Source organism: Lysinibacillus sp. NPDC056185, assembly GCF_047737915.1.
Taxonomy (GTDB): domain Bacteria; phylum Bacillota; class Bacilli; order Bacillales_A; family Planococcaceae; genus Lysinibacillus.
In genome coordinates this window covers 49,707-67,161 of the sequence record NZ_JBLLLQ010000013.1, presented here as the reverse complement: position 1 = coordinate 67,161, position 17,455 = coordinate 49,707, and the positions used below count along the sequence as shown (strand labels likewise).

The 17,455-nt window shown below is 36.1% G+C and carries 24 protein-coding genes; 8 read left to right on the top strand and 16 right to left on the bottom strand.

What is annotated here, in order from left to right; translation table 11 throughout:
* The first annotated feature begins 40 nt into the window (after window positions 1–40).
* Window positions 41–592, top strand: a complete 552-nt coding sequence (locus ACMZ42_RS14125) for a hypothetical protein (protein ID WP_402869285.1) — start codon at window positions 41–43, stop codon at window positions 590–592.
* Between the two features lie 132 nt (window positions 593–724).
* Here the strand turns inward: ACMZ42_RS14125 and ACMZ42_RS14120 are convergent, their stop codons facing one another.
* Window positions 725–1,168, bottom strand: coding sequence for a MarR family winged helix-turn-helix transcriptional regulator (locus ACMZ42_RS14120; RefSeq protein WP_415731835.1), 444 nt, complete (start codon window positions 1,166–1,168; stop codon window positions 725–727).
* Between the two features lie 144 nt (window positions 1,169–1,312).
* Here ACMZ42_RS14120 and ACMZ42_RS14115 point away from each other — a divergent pair, with 144 nt between their 5' ends.
* Window positions 1,313–1,804 (top strand): CarD family transcriptional regulator, encoded by a 492-nt coding sequence (locus ACMZ42_RS14115; protein ID WP_370078073.1) that lies wholly within the window; start codon window positions 1,313–1,315, stop codon window positions 1,802–1,804.
* Between the two features lie 60 nt (window positions 1,805–1,864).
* Here the strand turns inward: ACMZ42_RS14115 and ACMZ42_RS14110 are convergent, their stop codons facing one another.
* Window positions 1,865–2,266: an NUDIX hydrolase gene (locus tag ACMZ42_RS14110; RefSeq protein WP_415731870.1), complete on the bottom strand. Its 402-nt coding sequence runs from the start codon at window positions 2,264–2,266 to the stop codon at window positions 1,865–1,867.
* A 274-nt stretch (window positions 2,267–2,540) separates the two neighbouring features.
* On the opposite strand from ACMZ42_RS14110, the gene ACMZ42_RS14105 reads away from it, so the two are divergent.
* Window positions 2,541–2,783, top strand: a complete 243-nt coding sequence (locus ACMZ42_RS14105) for a hypothetical protein (protein WP_402869289.1) — start codon at window positions 2,541–2,543, stop codon at window positions 2,781–2,783.
* A gap of 515 nt (window positions 2,784–3,298) precedes the next feature.
* Here the strand turns inward: ACMZ42_RS14105 and ACMZ42_RS14100 are convergent.
* Window positions 3,299–3,670, bottom strand: a complete 372-nt coding sequence (locus ACMZ42_RS14100; RefSeq protein WP_415731834.1) for a HesB/IscA family protein — start codon at window positions 3,668–3,670, stop codon at window positions 3,299–3,301.
* Between the two features lie 185 nt (window positions 3,671–3,855).
* On the opposite strand from ACMZ42_RS14100, the gene ACMZ42_RS14095 reads away from it, so the two are divergent.
* Window positions 3,856–4,548, top strand: coding sequence for a DUF2225 domain-containing protein (locus ACMZ42_RS14095; protein ID WP_415731833.1), 693 nt, complete (start codon window positions 3,856–3,858; stop codon window positions 4,546–4,548).
* A 50-nt stretch (window positions 4,549–4,598) separates the two neighbouring features.
* Here ACMZ42_RS14095 and ACMZ42_RS14090 read toward each other — a convergent pair whose 3' ends face one another.
* Entirely contained in the window at window positions 4,599–4,835 is a 237-nt protein-coding gene (locus ACMZ42_RS14090; protein WP_010857481.1) for a NifU family protein, read from the bottom strand.
* Between the two features lie 83 nt (window positions 4,836–4,918).
* Here ACMZ42_RS14090 and ACMZ42_RS14085 point away from each other — a divergent pair, with 83 nt between their 5' ends.
* Complete coding sequence (locus tag ACMZ42_RS14085; RefSeq protein WP_370078081.1) at window positions 4,919–5,254, top strand: YuzD family protein; 336 nt, start codon at window positions 4,919–4,921, stop codon at window positions 5,252–5,254.
* A 59-nt stretch (window positions 5,255–5,313) separates the two neighbouring features.
* On the opposite strand, the gene ACMZ42_RS14080 is transcribed toward ACMZ42_RS14085, so the two are convergent.
* Window positions 5,314–6,378: an NAD(P)/FAD-dependent oxidoreductase gene (locus tag ACMZ42_RS14080; protein ID WP_415731832.1), complete on the bottom strand. Its 1,065-nt coding sequence runs from the start codon at window positions 6,376–6,378 to the stop codon at window positions 5,314–5,316.
* Between the two features lie 342 nt (window positions 6,379–6,720).
* Between ACMZ42_RS14080 and ACMZ42_RS14075 the strand changes: the two genes are divergently transcribed.
* Window positions 6,721–6,957 carry a YuzB family protein gene (locus ACMZ42_RS14075; protein ID WP_285398312.1) on the top strand — a complete coding sequence of 79 codons (237 nt, stop codon included), beginning with the start codon at window positions 6,721–6,723 and terminating at the stop codon, window positions 6,955–6,957.
* A gap of 119 nt (window positions 6,958–7,076) precedes the next feature.
* Here the strand turns inward: ACMZ42_RS14075 and ACMZ42_RS14070 are convergent, their stop codons facing one another.
* Complete coding sequence (locus tag ACMZ42_RS14070; protein WP_415731831.1) at window positions 7,077–7,832, bottom strand: TIGR01457 family HAD-type hydrolase; 756 nt, start codon at window positions 7,830–7,832, stop codon at window positions 7,077–7,079.
* A complete protein-coding gene (locus tag ACMZ42_RS14065; protein ID WP_415731830.1) occupies window positions 7,829–8,281 on the bottom strand; it encodes a DUF86 domain-containing protein in 453 nt (150 codons plus the stop codon). The genes ACMZ42_RS14070 and ACMZ42_RS14065 overlap by 4 nt, the downstream gene beginning before the upstream one ends.
* 88 nt (window positions 8,282–8,369) lie before the next feature.
* Between ACMZ42_RS14065 and ACMZ42_RS14060 the strand changes: the two genes are divergently transcribed.
* Window positions 8,370–8,636 carry a DUF3055 domain-containing protein gene (locus ACMZ42_RS14060; RefSeq protein ID WP_068985326.1) on the top strand — a complete coding sequence of 89 codons (267 nt, stop codon included), beginning with the start codon at window positions 8,370–8,372 and terminating at the stop codon, window positions 8,634–8,636.
* A gap of 167 nt (window positions 8,637–8,803) precedes the next feature.
* On the opposite strand, the gene ACMZ42_RS14055 is transcribed toward ACMZ42_RS14060, so the two are convergent.
* From ACMZ42_RS14055 to ACMZ42_RS14015, 9 genes are all read right to left on the bottom strand, one after another.
* Window positions 8,804–8,998, bottom strand: coding sequence for a hypothetical protein (locus ACMZ42_RS14055; RefSeq protein WP_142510565.1), 195 nt, complete (start codon window positions 8,996–8,998; stop codon window positions 8,804–8,806).
* Between the two features lie 64 nt (window positions 8,999–9,062).
* Window positions 9,063–9,590 (bottom strand): D-glycero-alpha-D-manno-heptose-1,7-bisphosphate 7-phosphatase, encoded by a 528-nt coding sequence (locus ACMZ42_RS14050; RefSeq protein WP_402869300.1) that lies wholly within the window; start codon window positions 9,588–9,590, stop codon window positions 9,063–9,065.
* A 493-nt stretch (window positions 9,591–10,083) separates the two neighbouring features.
* The gene (locus tag ACMZ42_RS14045) at window positions 10,084–10,437 is read right to left on the bottom strand and encodes a YutD family protein (protein WP_370078093.1); all 354 of its coding nucleotides are present in this window, start codon (window positions 10,435–10,437) and stop codon (window positions 10,084–10,086) included.
* 32 nt (window positions 10,438–10,469) lie between these two features.
* On the bottom strand, window positions 10,470–11,393 hold the full coding sequence (lipA, locus tag ACMZ42_RS14040; protein ID WP_370078095.1) for a lipoyl synthase: 924 nt from the start codon (window positions 11,391–11,393) through the stop codon (window positions 10,470–10,472).
* Between the two features lie 485 nt (window positions 11,394–11,878).
* Window positions 11,879–12,646 carry a sporulation protein YunB gene (gene yunB / locus ACMZ42_RS14035; RefSeq protein WP_402869531.1) on the bottom strand — a complete coding sequence of 256 codons (768 nt, stop codon included), beginning with the start codon at window positions 12,644–12,646 and terminating at the stop codon, window positions 11,879–11,881.
* A gap of 64 nt (window positions 12,647–12,710) precedes the next feature.
* Window positions 12,711–13,820, bottom strand: a complete 1,110-nt coding sequence (locus tag ACMZ42_RS14030; RefSeq protein ID WP_402869304.1) for an HD-GYP domain-containing protein — start codon at window positions 13,818–13,820, stop codon at window positions 12,711–12,713.
* A gap of 41 nt (window positions 13,821–13,861) precedes the next feature.
* Complete coding sequence (locus ACMZ42_RS14025) at window positions 13,862–15,226, bottom strand: bifunctional metallophosphatase/5'-nucleotidase (protein ID WP_370078099.1); 1,365 nt, start codon at window positions 15,224–15,226, stop codon at window positions 13,862–13,864.
* A gap of 98 nt (window positions 15,227–15,324) precedes the next feature.
* Complete coding sequence (locus ACMZ42_RS14020; protein WP_370078101.1) at window positions 15,325–16,146, bottom strand: sulfite exporter TauE/SafE family protein; 822 nt, start codon at window positions 16,144–16,146, stop codon at window positions 15,325–15,327.
* Complete coding sequence (locus ACMZ42_RS14015; protein ID WP_415731829.1) at window positions 16,146–17,003, bottom strand: DUF72 domain-containing protein; 858 nt, start codon at window positions 17,001–17,003, stop codon at window positions 16,146–16,148. Before ACMZ42_RS14015 ends, ACMZ42_RS14020 begins: the two co-directional genes overlap by 1 nt.
* 241 nt (window positions 17,004–17,244) lie before the next feature.
* On the opposite strand from ACMZ42_RS14015, the gene ACMZ42_RS14010 reads away from it, so the two are divergent.
* A partial coding sequence (locus tag ACMZ42_RS14010) for a hypothetical protein (protein WP_415731828.1) occupies window positions 17,245–17,455 on the top strand: 211 nt, incomplete at its 3' end.

Sequence of the window (17,455 nt, the reverse complement as noted above, 5' to 3'; positions counted from 1 at the left end):
TAAAGAGCGGAATATTCACTCTATTGCAAGGAGGAGATTTATGTTAAACGAATTATCACCTAATGCAAAACTTTTTATTATAGCGATAGTGTTACTTTTACTATTGCCCTTCATTGTTTTCTTGTTGCCATTCACCATTTCCCAAACATTTTATTTTAGTAAAGATAATATCGTGCTGATTACTCCAACAAGCAACTTCACTATGCTTTTCCTAGCAATCGCGTTCATTATTTTAACGTTGATCATGCTTGGATTTAAAAGAAATAAATACACCTATTTGATTTCGATTATAACAATCGTGAGCGGTCTGATTTTAGGCTATTTTTCTCTTTTAAGTTATATCGCTATACAGAATACACAAATTGTTTTCAAAGAATTTCATCATCAAATTACATATGAATGGCAGGATATTAAGGAAGTCATTTATGAGTATGAAATAGGTGCAGCAGGCACTTATTACTTCCAAACGAACAATAACGAAAAGTTTGTTATTAGAGAAAACGGACAATTTGGCTTAGATGAAAAAAGCGCCATTTACAATTTAGCAAATGACAATAGCGCTACATTCGTAGAGCGCGAGAAGGTAAAGTAACTGATTTTAAAAAAAGGCCACTTTCGCGCTGAACGAAAGTGGCTTATGAAATGTAGCCTACCCGTAAAATAGTACTCTACATTTTTATGTTATAAACTTTGTTATTCATGTGCACCAAACATTTTCGAATACTTATGCTTCCAACTGCTCGATATCCCAATTAAGCTTTAATATATTTTTTAATCGGATGACCTGATCTTCTCCAATTGTATTGACCAGTTGTTTTTCTATTTCTGCTTTACATAATTGATTTTTTTTATAGCACTCTTCACCAAATTCAGTCATTCGAATAGCTTTATGTTTTTTACTATGTTCGACACTCATCACTGTCACCAACCCTTTAACTTCCAAACTCTTTATTATCTTATGGGTTGCTTGTCTAGAAAATTTAACATTTTTAGCTACATCTGAAATCGTAAGTTGTTTTCGATAAATTATCCCCAAAATATACCATTCCGAATTTGAAATATAAATATCGTTATGCTTATTCCACTTCTCTTCAGCAAATCTTCGAAGTAGTTCGTGACGTTCGCTCAACAAATCAATTACATCTCGATTCTGCAATTCGTCCTTCAACTAGTTCACCTTCATTTCCTATTTTTCGTTATTAATATACAAAAAACAGCAGCAGTCGTCAACTAAGTTGACAAAAACCTTTTAATTGCTTACAATAGATTTAGTCAACTAAGTTGACAATATAGTTTGTTGGAGGGGATATACATGTACAACGTTGGCGATGTAGTCATTTACTCATCACATGGACTTTGTTCTATTGAAGATATTTGTGAACAAACCTTTAACGACATTACTAAATCTTATTATGTTTTACAACCACTAAATGAACCGCAATTAATCATTCGTACCCCTATTGACAATTCCAAAAAACAGCTTAGAGATGTTATTAAAAAAGAAGAAGCCCTCAGTATTTTACATTCATTCACATCACCTGGTGTGGAATGGATTGAACAAAATACACATCGAATGAGATTTCATTTAGAAATCATTAAATCTGGCAATCGCCAAAAACAAGCCAAGCTGTTAAACACATTGTTACGAAAAAAGCTCGAATATAAGACCAATGAAAAAAAATTCCCTAACCAGGAAGAAAAATTATTGCAATCTTTACAAGATACTATCTTTTCAGAGTTTTCCATAGCTCTTAATAAACCATCCGATGAAATTTATGATTATGTATTAACACAACTTCACTAATTGTGAATTATCGGTGCAGTAATAAGGTCACGATTAGAAATAGTCGTGGCTTATTCTTATTTAAAAAGAAATATAAAAAGGTTCTGCTCCATAGTTTAAGCAAAGTAATAGTTCATGTTTAAAATCTTCATTTTCTATTAATAGTAAAGCCTCCTCAACATCAAAAAAACCGACCTCTAAACTTTCACAACTCGTTTGTAATTCACCGCCAACAGGAGTTCCTAACCACCACATATTACAAACACTATTTTTTATTTCTTGTGAAACCCCACAAAACTTGATAATTTCGATTTCAATTCCAGTTTCCTCTTTTACTTCTCTAATAGCTGTATCTTTTAATGTTTCATTTTTTTCTACACATCCACCTGGTAATTCCCACCCTCTAATAGGATCTTTTTTTAAAAGTAATTGATTTTGCTGATTTAAAATAACAGCACCTGACGTTACGGTAAATTTGCGAATGTTTGCTCAACACCTTTTCATTTAATTTTAGTAAGTGCATTTTTTATTGTGTATAGCATTTTTACCAATTACCTAACATTATTACTGTTTCATTTGGAACTGATTCTGGTCATCTATATCGTCTGCTATAACAGTGAAATATGGTCAAGCGTATTCAAACCCTCTCACGTTCGGTCATCATGGCTCAAAAGAAATAACAAATCTATACAACACCCCCTAAAATGGTATATATTGTTAACATAGATTCATTCCACATAAAAGGAGGTAAAAGAATTTGAACATTCAAACATATCAAATCTCGACCGATCTTAATATTGTACGTTGGGAATCTATTGATAGTATTAGTGAAAAGATTAATGAAGTTAGGAACTCTCAAAAGCAATATACGAATGATGTAATTGAAATTCATCAAGTTGTTGATTTTGGTCGGATTACAGAAGGCTCACCACATAAAATACTAATTATTTTTAATTGCAAAAGAGATTTAGATAATCTTGGAGAGAAAATAATTTTATAAGTTATTTTTAGAAATCAAATTACTAATCAATACAGTAAGGATCTCAATGTTGTCATTTTAGTTCTGTAGAGTACTCTCACACCCATTGAGAAATGAACAGACGAATAATCGTTCACCTCGATACGTTGAGAGGTGTAGAATATTCTATCCGCAATAAGAAGTCATACATGATGTGGAGGTAGAAAATTGATTATTTTTGCGTTTATTATCGTTTACTTCATGCCTATACTCGGGATCATTTTTTGTTTAAATCTTGTCAGCATTTTAACTAAAATTAAGAAGGATGAAAAGACAACGAAGAATACATTTTGGCTTACACTATCATTCGTTCTAATAATTTGGTCTATATCCATGGGAACTATTATGAATTGACCATCACCCATCAAAACTAGGGGTTTGTGGTTAGGTTATTTCTTCTCCAGAAAACCATACAAAAAAGCCTCTTCAATTTGCTATGTTTTCCAACATACAAATCAAAAAGGCTTAGTATCTACAAACATCTAGATAGTTTATTTTTAATCACAAATCTCAGGCGTACCTTCACGTTTCGCCGTTTTGAAAGACGTGCCACAGCCACATGATGCGATAGCATTTGGATTGTCGATTGTGAAGCCTCCGCCCATTAGCGATTGCTTATAGTCAATTTTTGTCCCCGTTAAAATCGGCGCATCTTCACGGGAAACAAGAATTGTTAAACCATGTTGTATATCTTCAAAATCATCTTCTTTTTTCTCTTTATCAAAATGCATACCGTATGATAGGCCACTGCATCCGCCACCATTTACAACTACACGTAAAAACGAACCTCGCTCTTCATTGTGCTCCATCATTTCATTAATATGAAAGACAGCCGCTTCAGTAACTTCAATTACTTGCTTACTTGTCATCCCAATCACCTTCCTTATTACTTATTATCATATCAATTTTGACTATTGTATGACAAACATTCAGCTCCAAAAGGGTTTTTAGTAAAAATTCTAATATTTTTCACATTTTTAGTATTTTTTATCCATGTTTATAAAATCCACATTGGTATAATAGTTATAATAAGTCGATGAAAGAGGTATAAAATATGGAGATTTCACCTTATTACGAAAAAAAAATTCAATGTCTTAATTGCAAAAAAGAATTTCCAACATTAAAAGTACGCTCTAAATTCATTAAAGTAGATCATACAGAAACAGATTTTCATCCTATTTATGCAGACGGTGTAAATGCCCTTTATTATAATGTATTTGTTTGTGAACATTGCGGATTTTCATTTACAGAAGACTTTTCAAAATATTTTGCCCCTGGTACGCAAGATGATATCCGTACGCAAATTACAGAGAAATGGGTGCACCATGATTTTAAGGGCGAACGCACTGTATTCCAAGCAATACAAGCATATAAATTAGCATTTCTTTGCGGTACGATTAAGAAAGAAAAATTTGTCGCTATAGCTGGGCTTACATTACGTCTGGCATGGCTATATCGTTCACTAAAAAACGAAGGCCAAGAGCAACGTTTTATGACAATGGCTCGAGATTACTATATGGATTCTTATTCAACTGAGGATTACAGCTCAACGCAAATGTCAGATATACGAATTATGTATATGATTGCCGAACTATCACGACGTATCGGTGATTTAGAAAATGCTACACGCTTCTTTTCAAAGGTCATCGAAAAGCAAAGTATTGGTGGAGAAGCGAAAATCATTGATATGGCTAAGGAACAATGGGCAATTATTCGAGAAGAAAAGGAACATGCTCGCCAAGTTTAAGAAAAAAAGTTCTAGCCTGAATGTATCAGCTAGAACTTTTTTAAGTCGTTTTAGAATACTTGCTCTACTTCAATAATACCTGGTACTTCTTCTAATAATGCGCGCTCGATACCAGCTTTAAGTGTAATTGTTGAACTTGGGCAACTACCACATGCACCTAATAAACGTAATTTTACAATGCCGTCTTCTACATCTACTAATTCACAGTCTCCACCGTCACGTAGTAAGAATGGGCGTAATTTATCTAATACCTCTTGAACTTGATCGTTAATTGTTGCTTCTGCCATTTGTCTCGACTCCTTTCCTTATAATGATTATAATGTTAGCAACAGAAAAAATCCAATATAGAATCACGAGGAGTGGAAATGAAATGAATCAAACGAAACCAATGATTGAAATTTACGGAACAGCGGTAATCTGCGCAAGTTGTGTCAATGCGCCATCTTCGAAGGATACATATGAGTGGCTACAAGCAGCCATAGATCGAAAATACCCAAACCAAGGATATGATATTCGCTATATCGATATTGAAGGACCAATTGAGAATGAGCGCGATCAAGATTATGCTACACGCATTCAAGAAGATGAATTTTTTTATCCACTTGTCCTTATAAATGATGAAGTAGTGGGCGAAGGCTATGTACAATTAAAGCCTGTATTTACTGCACTTGAAAATTTAGGTTTCGTTCCTGACGAAACCGTTTAAAAGAAATAAAAGGAATTGTTTCAAAAGTAAATTTTGAAACAATTCCTTTTTATAATAAATTAATCATTTTGACGTTTGTAGTACCATAATAATCCTGATTTCATCAAGCGTGCAATACGTCCTGTTACTGTTGTATCTGCTAAATAAACAAAGCCTTGTTTTTTACCAAGAGCTCCCATGAACCCTTTTAATTTAATATCAGGCATTTTCTCAGGTAAGTTTTCGCCTTTCCAACGCATGCGAAGTACTTTGACGATTTGTTCTGCTTGCTCCTCTGCTAACTGCGCAGTTGGAGGTAGTTCTGAAGCAGCACAGTCACCTACAACATATACATGCTCATCATCAAGAAGATTGAAATACTGTGTTACAAGCGGACGCCCTTGTCTATCTTTCTCAACTTCTAAATCGCGAACAATTTTGACAGGCTGTACACCAGCAGTCCAAACTACAGAATCAAGTGCAATTTCTTCTTCGTGATTGTAAATTTTACCTTGATCAATTTTTGTAATATTTGAATTGGCAATGACTTCGACATCATGTTTTACAAACCAGTCTTTTACATATTTACTTAACTTTTCTGGAAAGTCCTTCAAAATACGAGGACCACGGTCGAATAGCTTTATTTTTAAATCTGATCGACTTTCACGCAACTCACTTGCAAGCTCAATACCACTTAAGCCAGCTCCTACAATTCCGACTGTAGAGCCTGCTGGTAAACCACAAAGTGCTTGGAATGTTGAACGTGATTTCGCCATTGTCTGAATGCTATATGTGTACTCCTCTGCACCTGGTACACCATGATATTTATCCTCACAGCCAAGACCAATTACTAAATCATCATATTCAATACGTTGTCCATTTTCTAGAATGACTACTTTTTCCGTACGATTAATTTCAACAACTTCTCCGTATACAGCCGATAAACGTTCATGCTCTGGGAAGCTTACACGAATTTCTTTATCTGTTGCAGTCCCTGCTGCTAATGCGTAAAATTCTGTTTTTAAACTATGGAAAGGCGCTCTGTCTACTAGCACGATTTCTGTGTCTAATGGAACGTTTGGTAATAATCGAAGCATAAGACGCATATTGCCGTAGCCGCCACCTAAAAGTACTAATTTTCCCATAATAGTCTCCTTTTATATCTCTTATATTAATTGTTCACAAAGTATCCACAAATGAGTATAACCGATTGTGAGAAGTTTCACAATATCAGAATGCAATTTTGTGAAAGATTTCACAAAATAAATACTAACTTGCTTTTTTCGAACGATTTCTACATCATATTGTCGCTATTGTTCGAATTTTCCTTAAATACTGTTTTCTTCTCTTCACTTTTGTAAAGATAGTTTAAATCATTGGCGTGCGCACAATTTTATCACTTAGTATCTGCTTTTATCTCATGATTAACTCAAATCATTGACGAATGTTTTAAAAGCTAGTAGCATTACTTTGGTGAGGTGACATGTATGAATCCAATGGTTGAATTTTGTATAAGTAATTTGGCAAATGGCTCTCAAAAAACTTATGAAATACTAGAGCGTGATCCGAACATCGACGTTTTGGAATACGGCTGCCTTAGTTACTGTACAAAATGTTCTGAATCATTTTATGCAATCGTCAATGGTGAACTAGTTGAGGCTGATTCTCCTGAAGAGTTGACGAAAGCCATTTATCAATTTATCGAAGAAAATCCGTTATGGTAATGAAGGCGTAATACCTCATTCATAAAATGATGAAACACTTACTAATACTAAATTTGAACATATAAAAAGGATGTTATGCCAAAAAAAAATCGACATAACATCCTTTTTTTATGTTTGAACTAATCAATTAAAGCTTCTACCACATAGGTAGGTTGCTGCTCCTTCTCAAGTACAGCCTTTGTTGGTGTAACACCCGTATTTACATGGATTGTGTCACAGCCAAAACGAATTCCACACATAATATCTGTGTCGTAATTATCGCCAATCATCACCATTTCATCTTTCTTAAAGCCATGCTCTGTTGCAATGACTTCAAGCATTGCAGGTGATGGTTTACCAATATAGATTGGCTCAACGTCTGCAACCTCACCTACTAATCGGGCAAAGGACCCATTACCTGGTAAAAAACCATGTTCTGTCGGGAATTTAATATCTTGATTCGTTGCTATAAACGTCGCACCATTTTGCACAGCAACTGTCGCCTTCGCGAGTGCCATATAATCTAGATTTCGATCAATGCCCATAACAAATACCTCTGGCTCATCCTCAGTAGGTTCAATGCCTTCATTAAATAACGCTTTACGAATACCATCAGAACCTAACATGGCTACTTTTTTGCCAGGGAAATTCAAGGCTACATATTTTGCTGTAACTAAAGCACTAGAGTAAATATGCTCTAACGGTGCATTCACACCTATAGCGCTTAAAGCTTCCTGCAGTTGCTCTCTTGTCTTAGAAGAATTGTTTGTAACGTAAAATGGCTCGATTCCTGTTTGTTGTAACCGATGAATAAAAGTAATCGCAGAAGGAATGCCATCCTTTCCACGATACACTGTACCATCTAAATCAAAGCAATATGCCTTGTAGGTTTTCATTGACGATCCTCTGGTAAAAATGCTGAAACAGGGCCGAGTTCATTTGTTACATAACTATTCACAGCTGGAGAGAATTGCTTTAATGCTGGTAAAGTCGTTGTTAACACATTAACAACTTCCTGAACATCTACATCTATAAATTCACGAACAAGCATTTTACGTAAGCCAACTACTGCTTTTAATGGTGCTTCCATTTCAGTAGATACGACTTTTTCATCGATTAAAATATCAATAATATCCTCATAGCTTCCTGGATCACGCATAATGAAACCGTCAATCATTAAATTTCCTACATCCATCATTGACTCCATCACATTGTGACCAATTCGCTCGATTGCTAATTTCTTAATATCATTTTCTAGCCAGCTATCTTCTGACTCTAAAATTGCTAATAGTCCATCTAAGTACTGTAAGTTTTTTGTGATTTTATTACGATCTACAAAATACACAAGGAAAGCCCCCATTCAAATCTTTAAAAGTTGATAGTCATTTCTCTTCTATAGTACCATATCTATAGGACTGGAAGGAGATTAAAAGATGGAACGTTTTTTTTTATATGATGATGTAGAAGATACGAAAACACGCTTTGTTAGTTTTGCAGGGAATAAGTTACGTTATGATTTAGCCATTTTGCAATCGGGCCGTTTCTTTGGAAAAGTGCTTGTCATGGATATTCAATTTGGACGCTTTGCTATAATTGGTCCAGATGATGTAGAAGAGCCTGGCTATCTTGAACACGTATACAATCGCACAGAGGAAGATACAGTCGAGCTACGGGAATATTTACGTGAATTATTAAATTAACACCCTTCAAAGTGGGTGTTTTTTGTATAGCCATTAAGAATTTAATACAAAAAAATTCCGCTTTTCTGCGAACATAGGGTTCTACTTTGCGCACTGAGCAACAGAAGGTTGGCGGAATTTTTTTGTAAATATCTTAAGTATCAATGATGCCTCGACGGATTGTGCTCCTATTTTTCATTATTTAATTTAGCAGGATTATCCTTATTGCGAGGCTTGTCTTTGTTTTCATTGTCGTTTTGTTTTTTGGCTTGTTGATTTTGCCCAATTACTCCTAAGTCATCAACACTAATATCAAAGCCAAAACCATATTCTTCTCGATCTAACGATTTTTTATTTTCTTTAGTCAAATTAATCACCTCCAATAAATAAATTATCCTTTTTCACATGATTTATACGCTTTGTCTTTCCAATTCAACAATACTAGCGTTAGGCTGTTGCATCTTTAATAATCCAATCAGCAGCACTAATTAAATCTGGAAAAATCGCATCTGCCAGCGGATCTTTCTCACCTAAAAATACTCCCTTAGTTCCTGCTCGTTTGCCTGCTATAATATCTGTATCTGTATCTCCCACCATATAGGATTTTGCCATGTCTATATTATATTTTTCACCAAGATCGACGATTAATTTACTATTGGGCTTACGGCAGGCACAGCCCGACTTTGGTTTATGGGGGCAATATACGACTTCGTGAATAATGGCCCCTTCCTTCTTCAATTCTTTTATCATATGCTCATGTATTTTTTGTAGCTGCTTTTCTTTCATAAACCCCAATCCAACGCCACCTTGATTGGTTACTACAAAAATATAGTCGAAGTATTTATTCAATTTTTTTATAGCTTTCGAAACATGCGGCAAGAAATAGAGATCCTTAGGTTTATTGACAAATTTAACGCGATCCGTTAGTACTTCATTGATGACCCCATCACGGTCCAAAAATACAGCTTTTTTCATCTAAACAACACACACCTTTAATATAAAATAAGTAGGTTAGTATAATAGCCAAATATACAGGTTCATCTCCATAGCGTGAGGTTGATTTCCGTTCCGGCTGGGCGCTTTCCTGGGGGCGTCCGATGAGCCGCTTGGGCCAAAAGGATGTTGGTCACGAAGGCGTTATCACAGGACGTGATGGTTTTAGCCTTCGTTCTTCTGCCTGCTCGCTCCAGGGTCTCGGGCCAACACGATGTTGGTCACGAAGGCGTTATCACAGGATGTGATGGTTTTAGCCTTCGTTCCTCTATCGCTGATCCCCAAGGAGTCGCCCAGCCTCCACTCCAATCAACTTATATCAATGGAATATGTTTTATCAGTGTCATCCCAACTTTGGTGAAAAGCCAAAAATAAAACAATTTTTTGCATTCACTTTTATTATTACCAAATTGAAAAAAAACCTATCACAACAAAGTAAAAACCTGATGCAAAATTTGCATCAGGTTTTAAAAGTTTATTCTGCTATTTGTGCATTCTCAACAAGCTTTGTCACTTCATGATCTTCATTTACTACAGCTTCTGGCTGTTGAGTAGATTTACCGGATTTTCGCAAGACGAAATATGCACAGCCAAAATTACAATACTCAAATAAGTAATCTTGTAGTGTACTAATCTTCGTATCGAAAGTGGCTTTCTGATTTTTATCGTCAAAAAAGCCTTTTAAGCGTAATTGACTATAGCCCCAGTCGCCCACAATATAATCATATCTGGCTAAAATATCTGAGTATCGTTCCTTGAATACTTCCTCTTGAAAAGCTTCTTTGTAATCTTCAATAATCTCGTATTCATATCCTTCAATATTGATCAAAGTGACACCGCCTTCTATTTCAACATTTGTTTTTACTGTTCTGCTTGTAGCTGACGTTCTTTTGTTGCTTCGTTAACTTGTTCATCAGCATGATAGCTACTACGTACAAGTGGGCCTGCTTCACAATGCTTAAACCCTTTTTCCATTGCGATTTTACGCAGTTTACCAAACTCTATTGGAGAATAATACTTTTTAACAGGCAAATGCTTTTTCGTTGGCTGTAAGTATTGACCAATTGTCATAATATCTACGTCGTTTGCTCGTAAATCGTCCATAACTTCTAAAATTTCTTCATGTGTTTCACCTAAGCCGATCATTAATGATGACTTTGTAGGGATGTCTGGCTGCATTTCTTTTGCCAGACGAAGAAAATCTAATGAACGCTCATACTTTGCACGTGCACGTACTCTTGGCGTTAAGCGACGCACTGTTTCAATATTATGATTCAAAATATCTGGCTTTGCATCCATTAACATTTGAAGGTTCTCTTGCAAACCACCTAAATCAGACGGTAAAACTTCAATCGATGTAAACGGACTTTTACGACGAATTGCACGGACTGTTTCAGCTAATACTTGCGCACCGCCATCCTTTAAGTCATCACGTGCTACCATTGTAATAACAACGTGCTTCAAGTTCATAATAGCTACAGAATCTGCTACTCGTTCTGGCTCAGCTAGGTCTAATTCATTTGGTAAGCCTGTTTTAACAGCACAGAAACGGCAAGCACGCGTACAAACAGATCCAAGGATCATCATTGTCGCTGTACGTCGTTCACCCCAGCATTCATGAATATTAGGACAGCGTGCTTCCTCACATACTGTATGCAGATTTTTTTCACGCATGAGCTTCTTTAGCCCTTTATATTCATCATTTGTGTTTAATTTAATTTTTAACCAATCTGGTTTTCTTAAATATTCTTCTTTTCCTTTGCTTGTAGGTTTACAAGATGTCATACGGATATCGCCCCTATCAAATATGTGCAGTTTTTATATTACTATCTTTACTGTTGTCAATGTAACATAATAAATGAACTCCAACAACTATCATAATCAATTTTGCCTCGGCAAAATTGCGTCCGGAACCGGCTTTGTGCTTAGGCCTGCAAATGCTTTTTTGCACGAAAGCGTAGTGCTAACCTAGCGGCAGCAACGTGTTTTTGTCTGTGCGAAAGCAAAGCGTCAGCAAAAGGGTTTTATCTGCGCGAAAGCGTAGCGGCAGCAAAAGGGTTTTATCTGCGCGAAAGCGAAGCGTCAGCGGCAGATGTTTTTGCGCGAAAGCGAAGCGTCAGCGGCAACAACATGACGTTGATCACTCAGTCGTTGCCACAGGACGTGGCGTTCTTAGACTGAGTTCCTCTATTTCAGCGGGTGTTTGAAAACCTGTACCTGTCGCTACGCTTTCGGTACAAAAGACATTCGCCGAAAGAAGGCAAACATTTCTACTTTTTAGGAGAGACAGGTACTTGAATCGAAGGTGTCTCTTTACTACCATTTGAATAAACATCTGGAACTGCTCCCCTTACTAAGCCCATTGCCACCGGAATATCCTGAGTAACTGTAGTAGTTTTACTAGCAAAAGGGACAATAATTTGCACATTTACTTCTATATGAATCCCTACCGTCATATACGCACTATTTATACCAAATTCCTCTATTGAAGAAGTAACTTCACTATGCACATTGCCAATGACATGAAAGCGTATCGGAATTTTAGGTCCTAAATTCCCGATTAAAGGGATATTAGCCGCCTGACTCAACGGCATATAAAAAACTACCCCATTCCCTTCATTAATCTTGTTATAATCATATTCAACATCATCAACATTTGGCAAATGCGACAACTCCCCTTGCTCTGCCTGCTCTAAATACAATTTTACTTGATTGACCGTTTCTGTCCGAACTCGATTAATCGTTTCTGTATTAACCTTCAAATCAGCATGGTTGCCAGGGGATACTTCTACAAGAATATCATTAACATCCATAACACTTGATGTACGAGAATCAATCGCTTTACTCACAACCGAAGATGCAATCTTAGCCGTTTGTATTTCAGCATAATCTAAATAGGTCGGCATAAGCTTCGCATTTAAATAATAAATAAATAAAAAAACACCGATAATAACAAACACAATTACTAAGGTTAATCGATTCAACCGATTCCCCTTTTTTCTATAGGTACCGTGATTACTATATGATCGTAATTTCATTCGTTTTCGAGGGAAAAACAAAAAATCTCCTCCTGTTCCTTAACGTATGAACAGGAGGAGATTTTTATTCGATTTTCAATGGTACAATATAGTCCACTTCAACGCTTTCTATTATTACGGTTGGATAGTCCACTAGATTAATTTCATATGTAGCTGCTAATAGTTGATTTTGTTCCTCAAAAATACGAATCCACGGTAAAGCTGGATTCAATGTATTTTGTCTTGATACAATACCTCGACGCCCATCCAATAATTTCAAAATAACACCTTTAGGATAATGGACAACAGACCTTTTCAATGCATTCACAATACGTGCTTCGTATATAGTTCCAGCACCTGCTTCTAAAATGGCTAGGCCCTGAGAAGGTAGCATTTTTTCACGATATACACGACTTGTAGTCACCGCATCAAAGACGTCTGCTACACCAATAATTTTGGCAAACGGATGTATTTCAAAATCAACTAAGCCCCGTGGATAGCCACTCCCATCAATCCGTTCATGATGTTGGAAGGCACAATGTGCAACAATCAATGAGATGGAATGTAAATTACGTAACAAATCAAAACCATATCGAGCATGCTGCTTCATCGTTTCAAATTCCTCATACGAAAGGCGAGCAGGCTTTGTCAGAATATCTTTTGGTACCATAAGCTTCCCTATATCATGTAACAATGCACCAATTCCAATTAATCGTAAATCTTCAGCTGAGTATCCAAGCTCTTTAGCAATCGCTATCGAATAAAGTGTGACTTGAAAGGAATGTTGATATAAATATTCATCAAATAAATACGCATCTGTTAGTATTGTTAAAATTTCATCATTACCTCTAACTGCCAACAGTAACTCATCTACAATTGAGACAATTGCTTTTGATTGTTGGTCAAGCACATAAGAGGCATTTACTGGATTTAAACCATCGATTGATTGGAAAGAATCTTTAATGGTTGAAATTGCTTTGTTTCGAATAACAGTTGGAACTGTTTCTTGTACCTCAATCCCCTCAGAAATTTTATCGTCAATATATATATAATGCATATTTAATTGTTGAAGTCTTTTTATGATACGTTCATTAATGACAACATCTTTCTTTAGAAGAGGATGCCCCGCCTCATTCCAAATGGTTCTTGCTAATACCATTCCTTCTTTTAATACATCGATTGAAATTAATCGCATGACCTTTTCCCCAATCCATTCTAAAAGCATTTTATCTACTATTACTTAAAGAATCTTTGACCATAATCTATCATAATGTTTCGTAAAAATTCTGGTAGAATATATTTTTTCTTAGCATATTTAAAGCTTGGATAAAAATAACCGAACGTAAACAAATCTAGTGTTACTAATTTATAAATTCGATCATTATCTGCTAGTTTCCCATTGATAAGTAATTGCCGATCTTCATTCATTGAAAAGCCATAAGTTAACATCTTCCCAAAAATAACGCCTCTAAACCCTAATCCTTTTAGCTCAATATAAGGCCATTCTTCATTTTTAGATTGCTGAAAAATTTCTTTCATTTCAGCAACTGATAATTCAATCGTACATACATTTATAGGATGTGGGAAAATTCTATGCAAATCTAGTGCTGTCACTGTTCCCTTAGGTAAACCATCTAAAAAAATACCCGCGTTAAATAACGCACAATCCGCTCCACTTTTCTCTAAAATCGCACGTGCGAACAAATCGGATAATTGTGAATAATGGAACCATTCCTTGTTGTACGATTTTTCCGTAGTGAATACTGGAATATCAAGTAATCGTTTGCCTTCCTTTTCAAAAGATTGAACAATTTCATGTTCATTCTTAATTGCAGGCAAATCATTATTATGAATTAACGTATCCTTTTTTTCAACAATTTTCCTAGATTTTGTATTATATTCTAACATAAGATGGCCAGTATATTGTCCAAATTTCCCTCCACCTGTTAATAAAACGCCATTAATTAGCTTTCCATTAGGGAGAACGTGATGTGTATGTGAGCCAAATATAACATCTATTTCTGGGCATTCCTCAGCTAAAAGCTCATCCTCTGATATCCCTAAATGTGACAAACAAACAATTATATCTACTTCTTCCCGAAGCTGAAGTGCTAAGCGAATGAGTGTACTTCGTGCCTCATCTATCTCCCAGTCTAATTCGTTATAATAAATTTCAAACATAGCCGTTGCTGCAATGACTGCAACCTTTGTGCCATAAGCTGTTGTTAATACAACATACTGCTTCATCCACGTTGGATTTGATCCTTGAGAGGCATTCACATTAGCAACTACTACGTCAAAAGTTGCTTCATCATACAAATGGTACAGCTCCTCATGGGACAATGTTATACCTTCATTATTACCAATTGTCACTACGTCGTAGCCCGCTTCATTCAATAACCTCACATTGCCCTTACCGACTGTTGCTTCCGTATAAATATTTGAACGATCTAAATGATCGCCGACATCAAATAAATAACATGTTTCTCCCATGGTTGTAAGTTTCGTACGCATTTCTTCCACATAGGTTTGCATTCGTGGCCAATACTTAAAATGACTGTGCAAATCATTCGTGTGAAAAATATGAATTTTTTCCAGCAATTAAGCCACCTCTTCTTTAAAATAGCTTCTATGTCTGTAGAAGACTTTCTATCAAAGTCATCTTTACTTTTCGGACCTATAGACATCAAAAATCAATATTACATTAAACCTTCGATAATAGAACGAATTCCTAATAATAATAAAATAACTCGAAGCGCTACTACAAGCGTATCTGATTTAATTCTTTTATTTAATGCTGCCCCTAGTTTTGCTCCAATATAAGCTCCTGGAATAACAGGAATCGTATAGAGCCATGGAACGTGTCCTAAATAAATATGACTCGCTGAATTAACAATCGACGATAAAAATACCATGAACATTGATGTTGCCACCGCAACGTGTGGTGGGAATAAAAATAAAATAATCATGGCAGGTACGATCATCGAACCTCCACCGATACCAAATAATCCGGAGGCAAAGCCAATGCCAAATGTTAATGCAATAGCAAACCAAATGGGATACCCATATATAAAGGTATTTCCTTCTTTATCTTCGAATTCCTGTTGCATACCGTTTTTTACAAACCATTCTACAGGTTTCAATCGATCACGTACAAGTAATATCGTCGCTAAAATGATTAGTAAAATACCAAAATACAAATTAAATGATGGTACATCTAGCCCCTTATTTACCCATGCGCCCAGAATCGTTCCAGGAATACTTCCTATAAAAAATATCCAACCACTCTTATAATCAACTGTTTTAGATTTCATATAACTTAATGTAGAGGCAAGTCCAGTGAAAATCATCATGACAACCGATAAACCAACTACTTTTTGAGGAGTGATATCTGGAATCATCCCTAGATTTAATCCAACGTATAACGTTGCTGGGACTAAGATAATTCCTCCACCAAGTCCAACCAACGAGCCAATTACCCCAGATAATAATGCAATAATAGCTAAAACAAAAAATTCCATTATAGTTCCCCTTCAAACATATTTAATTGTTTAGGCGCTAACCCTACATCTCTAATCGCTAAAATCCCTTGTAATTCCTTTGCATTTTTCGCAGCATGAAGCCCTGAATTATTATTAAATAATACATACAGATCCTGTACTTCTGATTGAAGATGTTTCAAATGCTGTCCAAGCTGTTGCAATTCTTCACTATTATAGTCATATAAAAAGCGAACCTTCCGCCAGTTTTCGGCATTACCAGTATTACGCCACCCATGAATGTTACGTCCATGAATACGTACAAGTGCCTTAGTTGCAGTAACCGTAGGATGAAATGGTACAGAACCCACGCCAGCCTGTGGTTCATCACAAATGGTATGAATGAATTGATGCTCTCGTAAAAAATCCATTGTTTGCTGCACGACATTGTCCGCATACCATGTTCGATTACGAAACTCAATAGCTACGTCAAAGCCTTTAAGCTGTTGCCTAATATACAATAAATATTGTACATTCTTAGTCTGACAATCAAACCACGGTGGAAATTGTGCTAGTACCATTGCTAGCTTCCCATGACGTTTAAATTCATTGGCACATTCGATAAAGGCATTAAACATGTCATTCTTCGATTCAAACGGTATGTCACCACGTAAATGACCTGTCATTCCTTGATAGGCCTTCACAACAAAACTAAAATTTTCGGGTGTATCCTCACACCACTTTCGAACATTCTCTTGAGAAGGTATGGCATAAAAAGAAGTATCAACTTCGACCGTTAAAAAATGACCTGTATAATCGAATAATTTGTCCTTTGAGGCAGTCACTTCACTATAAAGCGAAGGATGATCACCCCAACCAGTTAATCCAACTATAATCATGTGACCCCCTCCTCTATGTACATTTATCATAGCATATACTTTCTAATGAAATATGAACGTATCGTAAAAAAACACAGCTAATAAATACGTATAGCAAGATGGCTTTCACCATCATTTACCTATATGATAAAGTAAAGTCCAAAGTTAAGTGAAGTATTTATTTAAAACGTATGTCCTGTAAATAAGCGGATTGGAGTGGAGGCCGGGCGACTCCTTTGGGATCAGCAATAGAGGAACGCGAGTGAAGCGGCTCATCGGACGCCCCCAGGAAGCTCTGCTCTGTGCGAAAGCGAAGCGGCAGCGGCAAATGTTTTATCTGTGCGAAAGCGAAGCGGCAGCAACAAATGTTTTATCTGCGCGAAAGCGAAGCGGCAGCGGCAAATGTTTTATCTGTGCGAAAGCGAAGCGGCAGCAACAAATGTTTTATCTGCGCGAAAGCGAAGCGGCAGCGG

Excerpts from the sequence above, each read along its gene's own strand:
- ACMZ42_RS14125 (WP_402869285.1), top strand. The coding sequence starts at position 41 with ATGTTAAACGAATTATCACCTAATGCAAAACTTTTTATTATAGCGATA.
- ACMZ42_RS14115 (WP_370078073.1), top strand. The coding sequence starts at position 1,313 with ATGTACAACGTTGGCGATGTAGTCATTTACTCATCACATGGACTTTGT.
- ACMZ42_RS14100 (WP_415731834.1), bottom strand. The coding sequence starts at position 3,670 with ATGACAAGTAAGCAAGTAATTGAAGTTACTGAAGCGGCTGTCTTTCAT.
- ACMZ42_RS14095 (WP_415731833.1), top strand. The coding sequence starts at position 3,856 with ATGGAGATTTCACCTTATTACGAAAAAAAAATTCAATGTCTTAATTGC.
- ACMZ42_RS14090 (WP_010857481.1), bottom strand. The coding sequence starts at position 4,835 with ATGGCAGAAGCAACAATTAACGATCAAGTTCAAGAGGTATTAGATAAA.
- ACMZ42_RS14085 (WP_370078081.1), top strand. The coding sequence starts at position 4,919 with ATGAATCAAACGAAACCAATGATTGAAATTTACGGAACAGCGGTAATC.
- ACMZ42_RS14080 (WP_415731832.1), bottom strand. The coding sequence starts at position 6,378 with ATGGGAAAATTAGTACTTTTAGGTGGCGGCTACGGCAATATGCGTCTT.
- ACMZ42_RS14075 (WP_285398312.1), top strand. The coding sequence starts at position 6,721 with ATGAATCCAATGGTTGAATTTTGTATAAGTAATTTGGCAAATGGCTCT.
- ACMZ42_RS14070 (WP_415731831.1), bottom strand. The coding sequence starts at position 7,832 with ATGAAAACCTACAAGGCATATTGCTTTGATTTAGATGGTACAGTGTAT.
- ACMZ42_RS14060 (WP_068985326.1), top strand. The coding sequence starts at position 8,370 with ATGGAACGTTTTTTTTTATATGATGATGTAGAAGATACGAAAACACGC.
- ACMZ42_RS14050 (WP_402869300.1), bottom strand. The coding sequence starts at position 9,590 with ATGAAAAAAGCTGTATTTTTGGACCGTGATGGGGTCATCAATGAAGTA.
- lipA (WP_370078095.1), bottom strand. The coding sequence starts at position 11,393 with ATGACATCTTGTAAACCTACAAGCAAAGGAAAAGAAGAATATTTAAGA.
- yunB (WP_402869531.1), bottom strand. The coding sequence starts at position 12,646 with ATGAAATTACGATCATATAGTAATCACGGTACCTATAGAAAAAAGGGG.
- ACMZ42_RS14030 (WP_402869304.1), bottom strand. The coding sequence starts at position 13,820 with ATGCGATTAATTTCAATCGATGTATTAAAAGAAGGAATGGTATTAGCA.
- ACMZ42_RS14020 (WP_370078101.1), bottom strand. The coding sequence starts at position 16,146 with ATGGAATTTTTTGTTTTAGCTATTATTGCATTATTATCTGGGGTAATT.
- ACMZ42_RS14015 (WP_415731829.1), bottom strand. The coding sequence starts at position 17,003 with ATGATTATAGTTGGATTAACTGGTTGGGGTGATCATCCTTCGCTTTAT.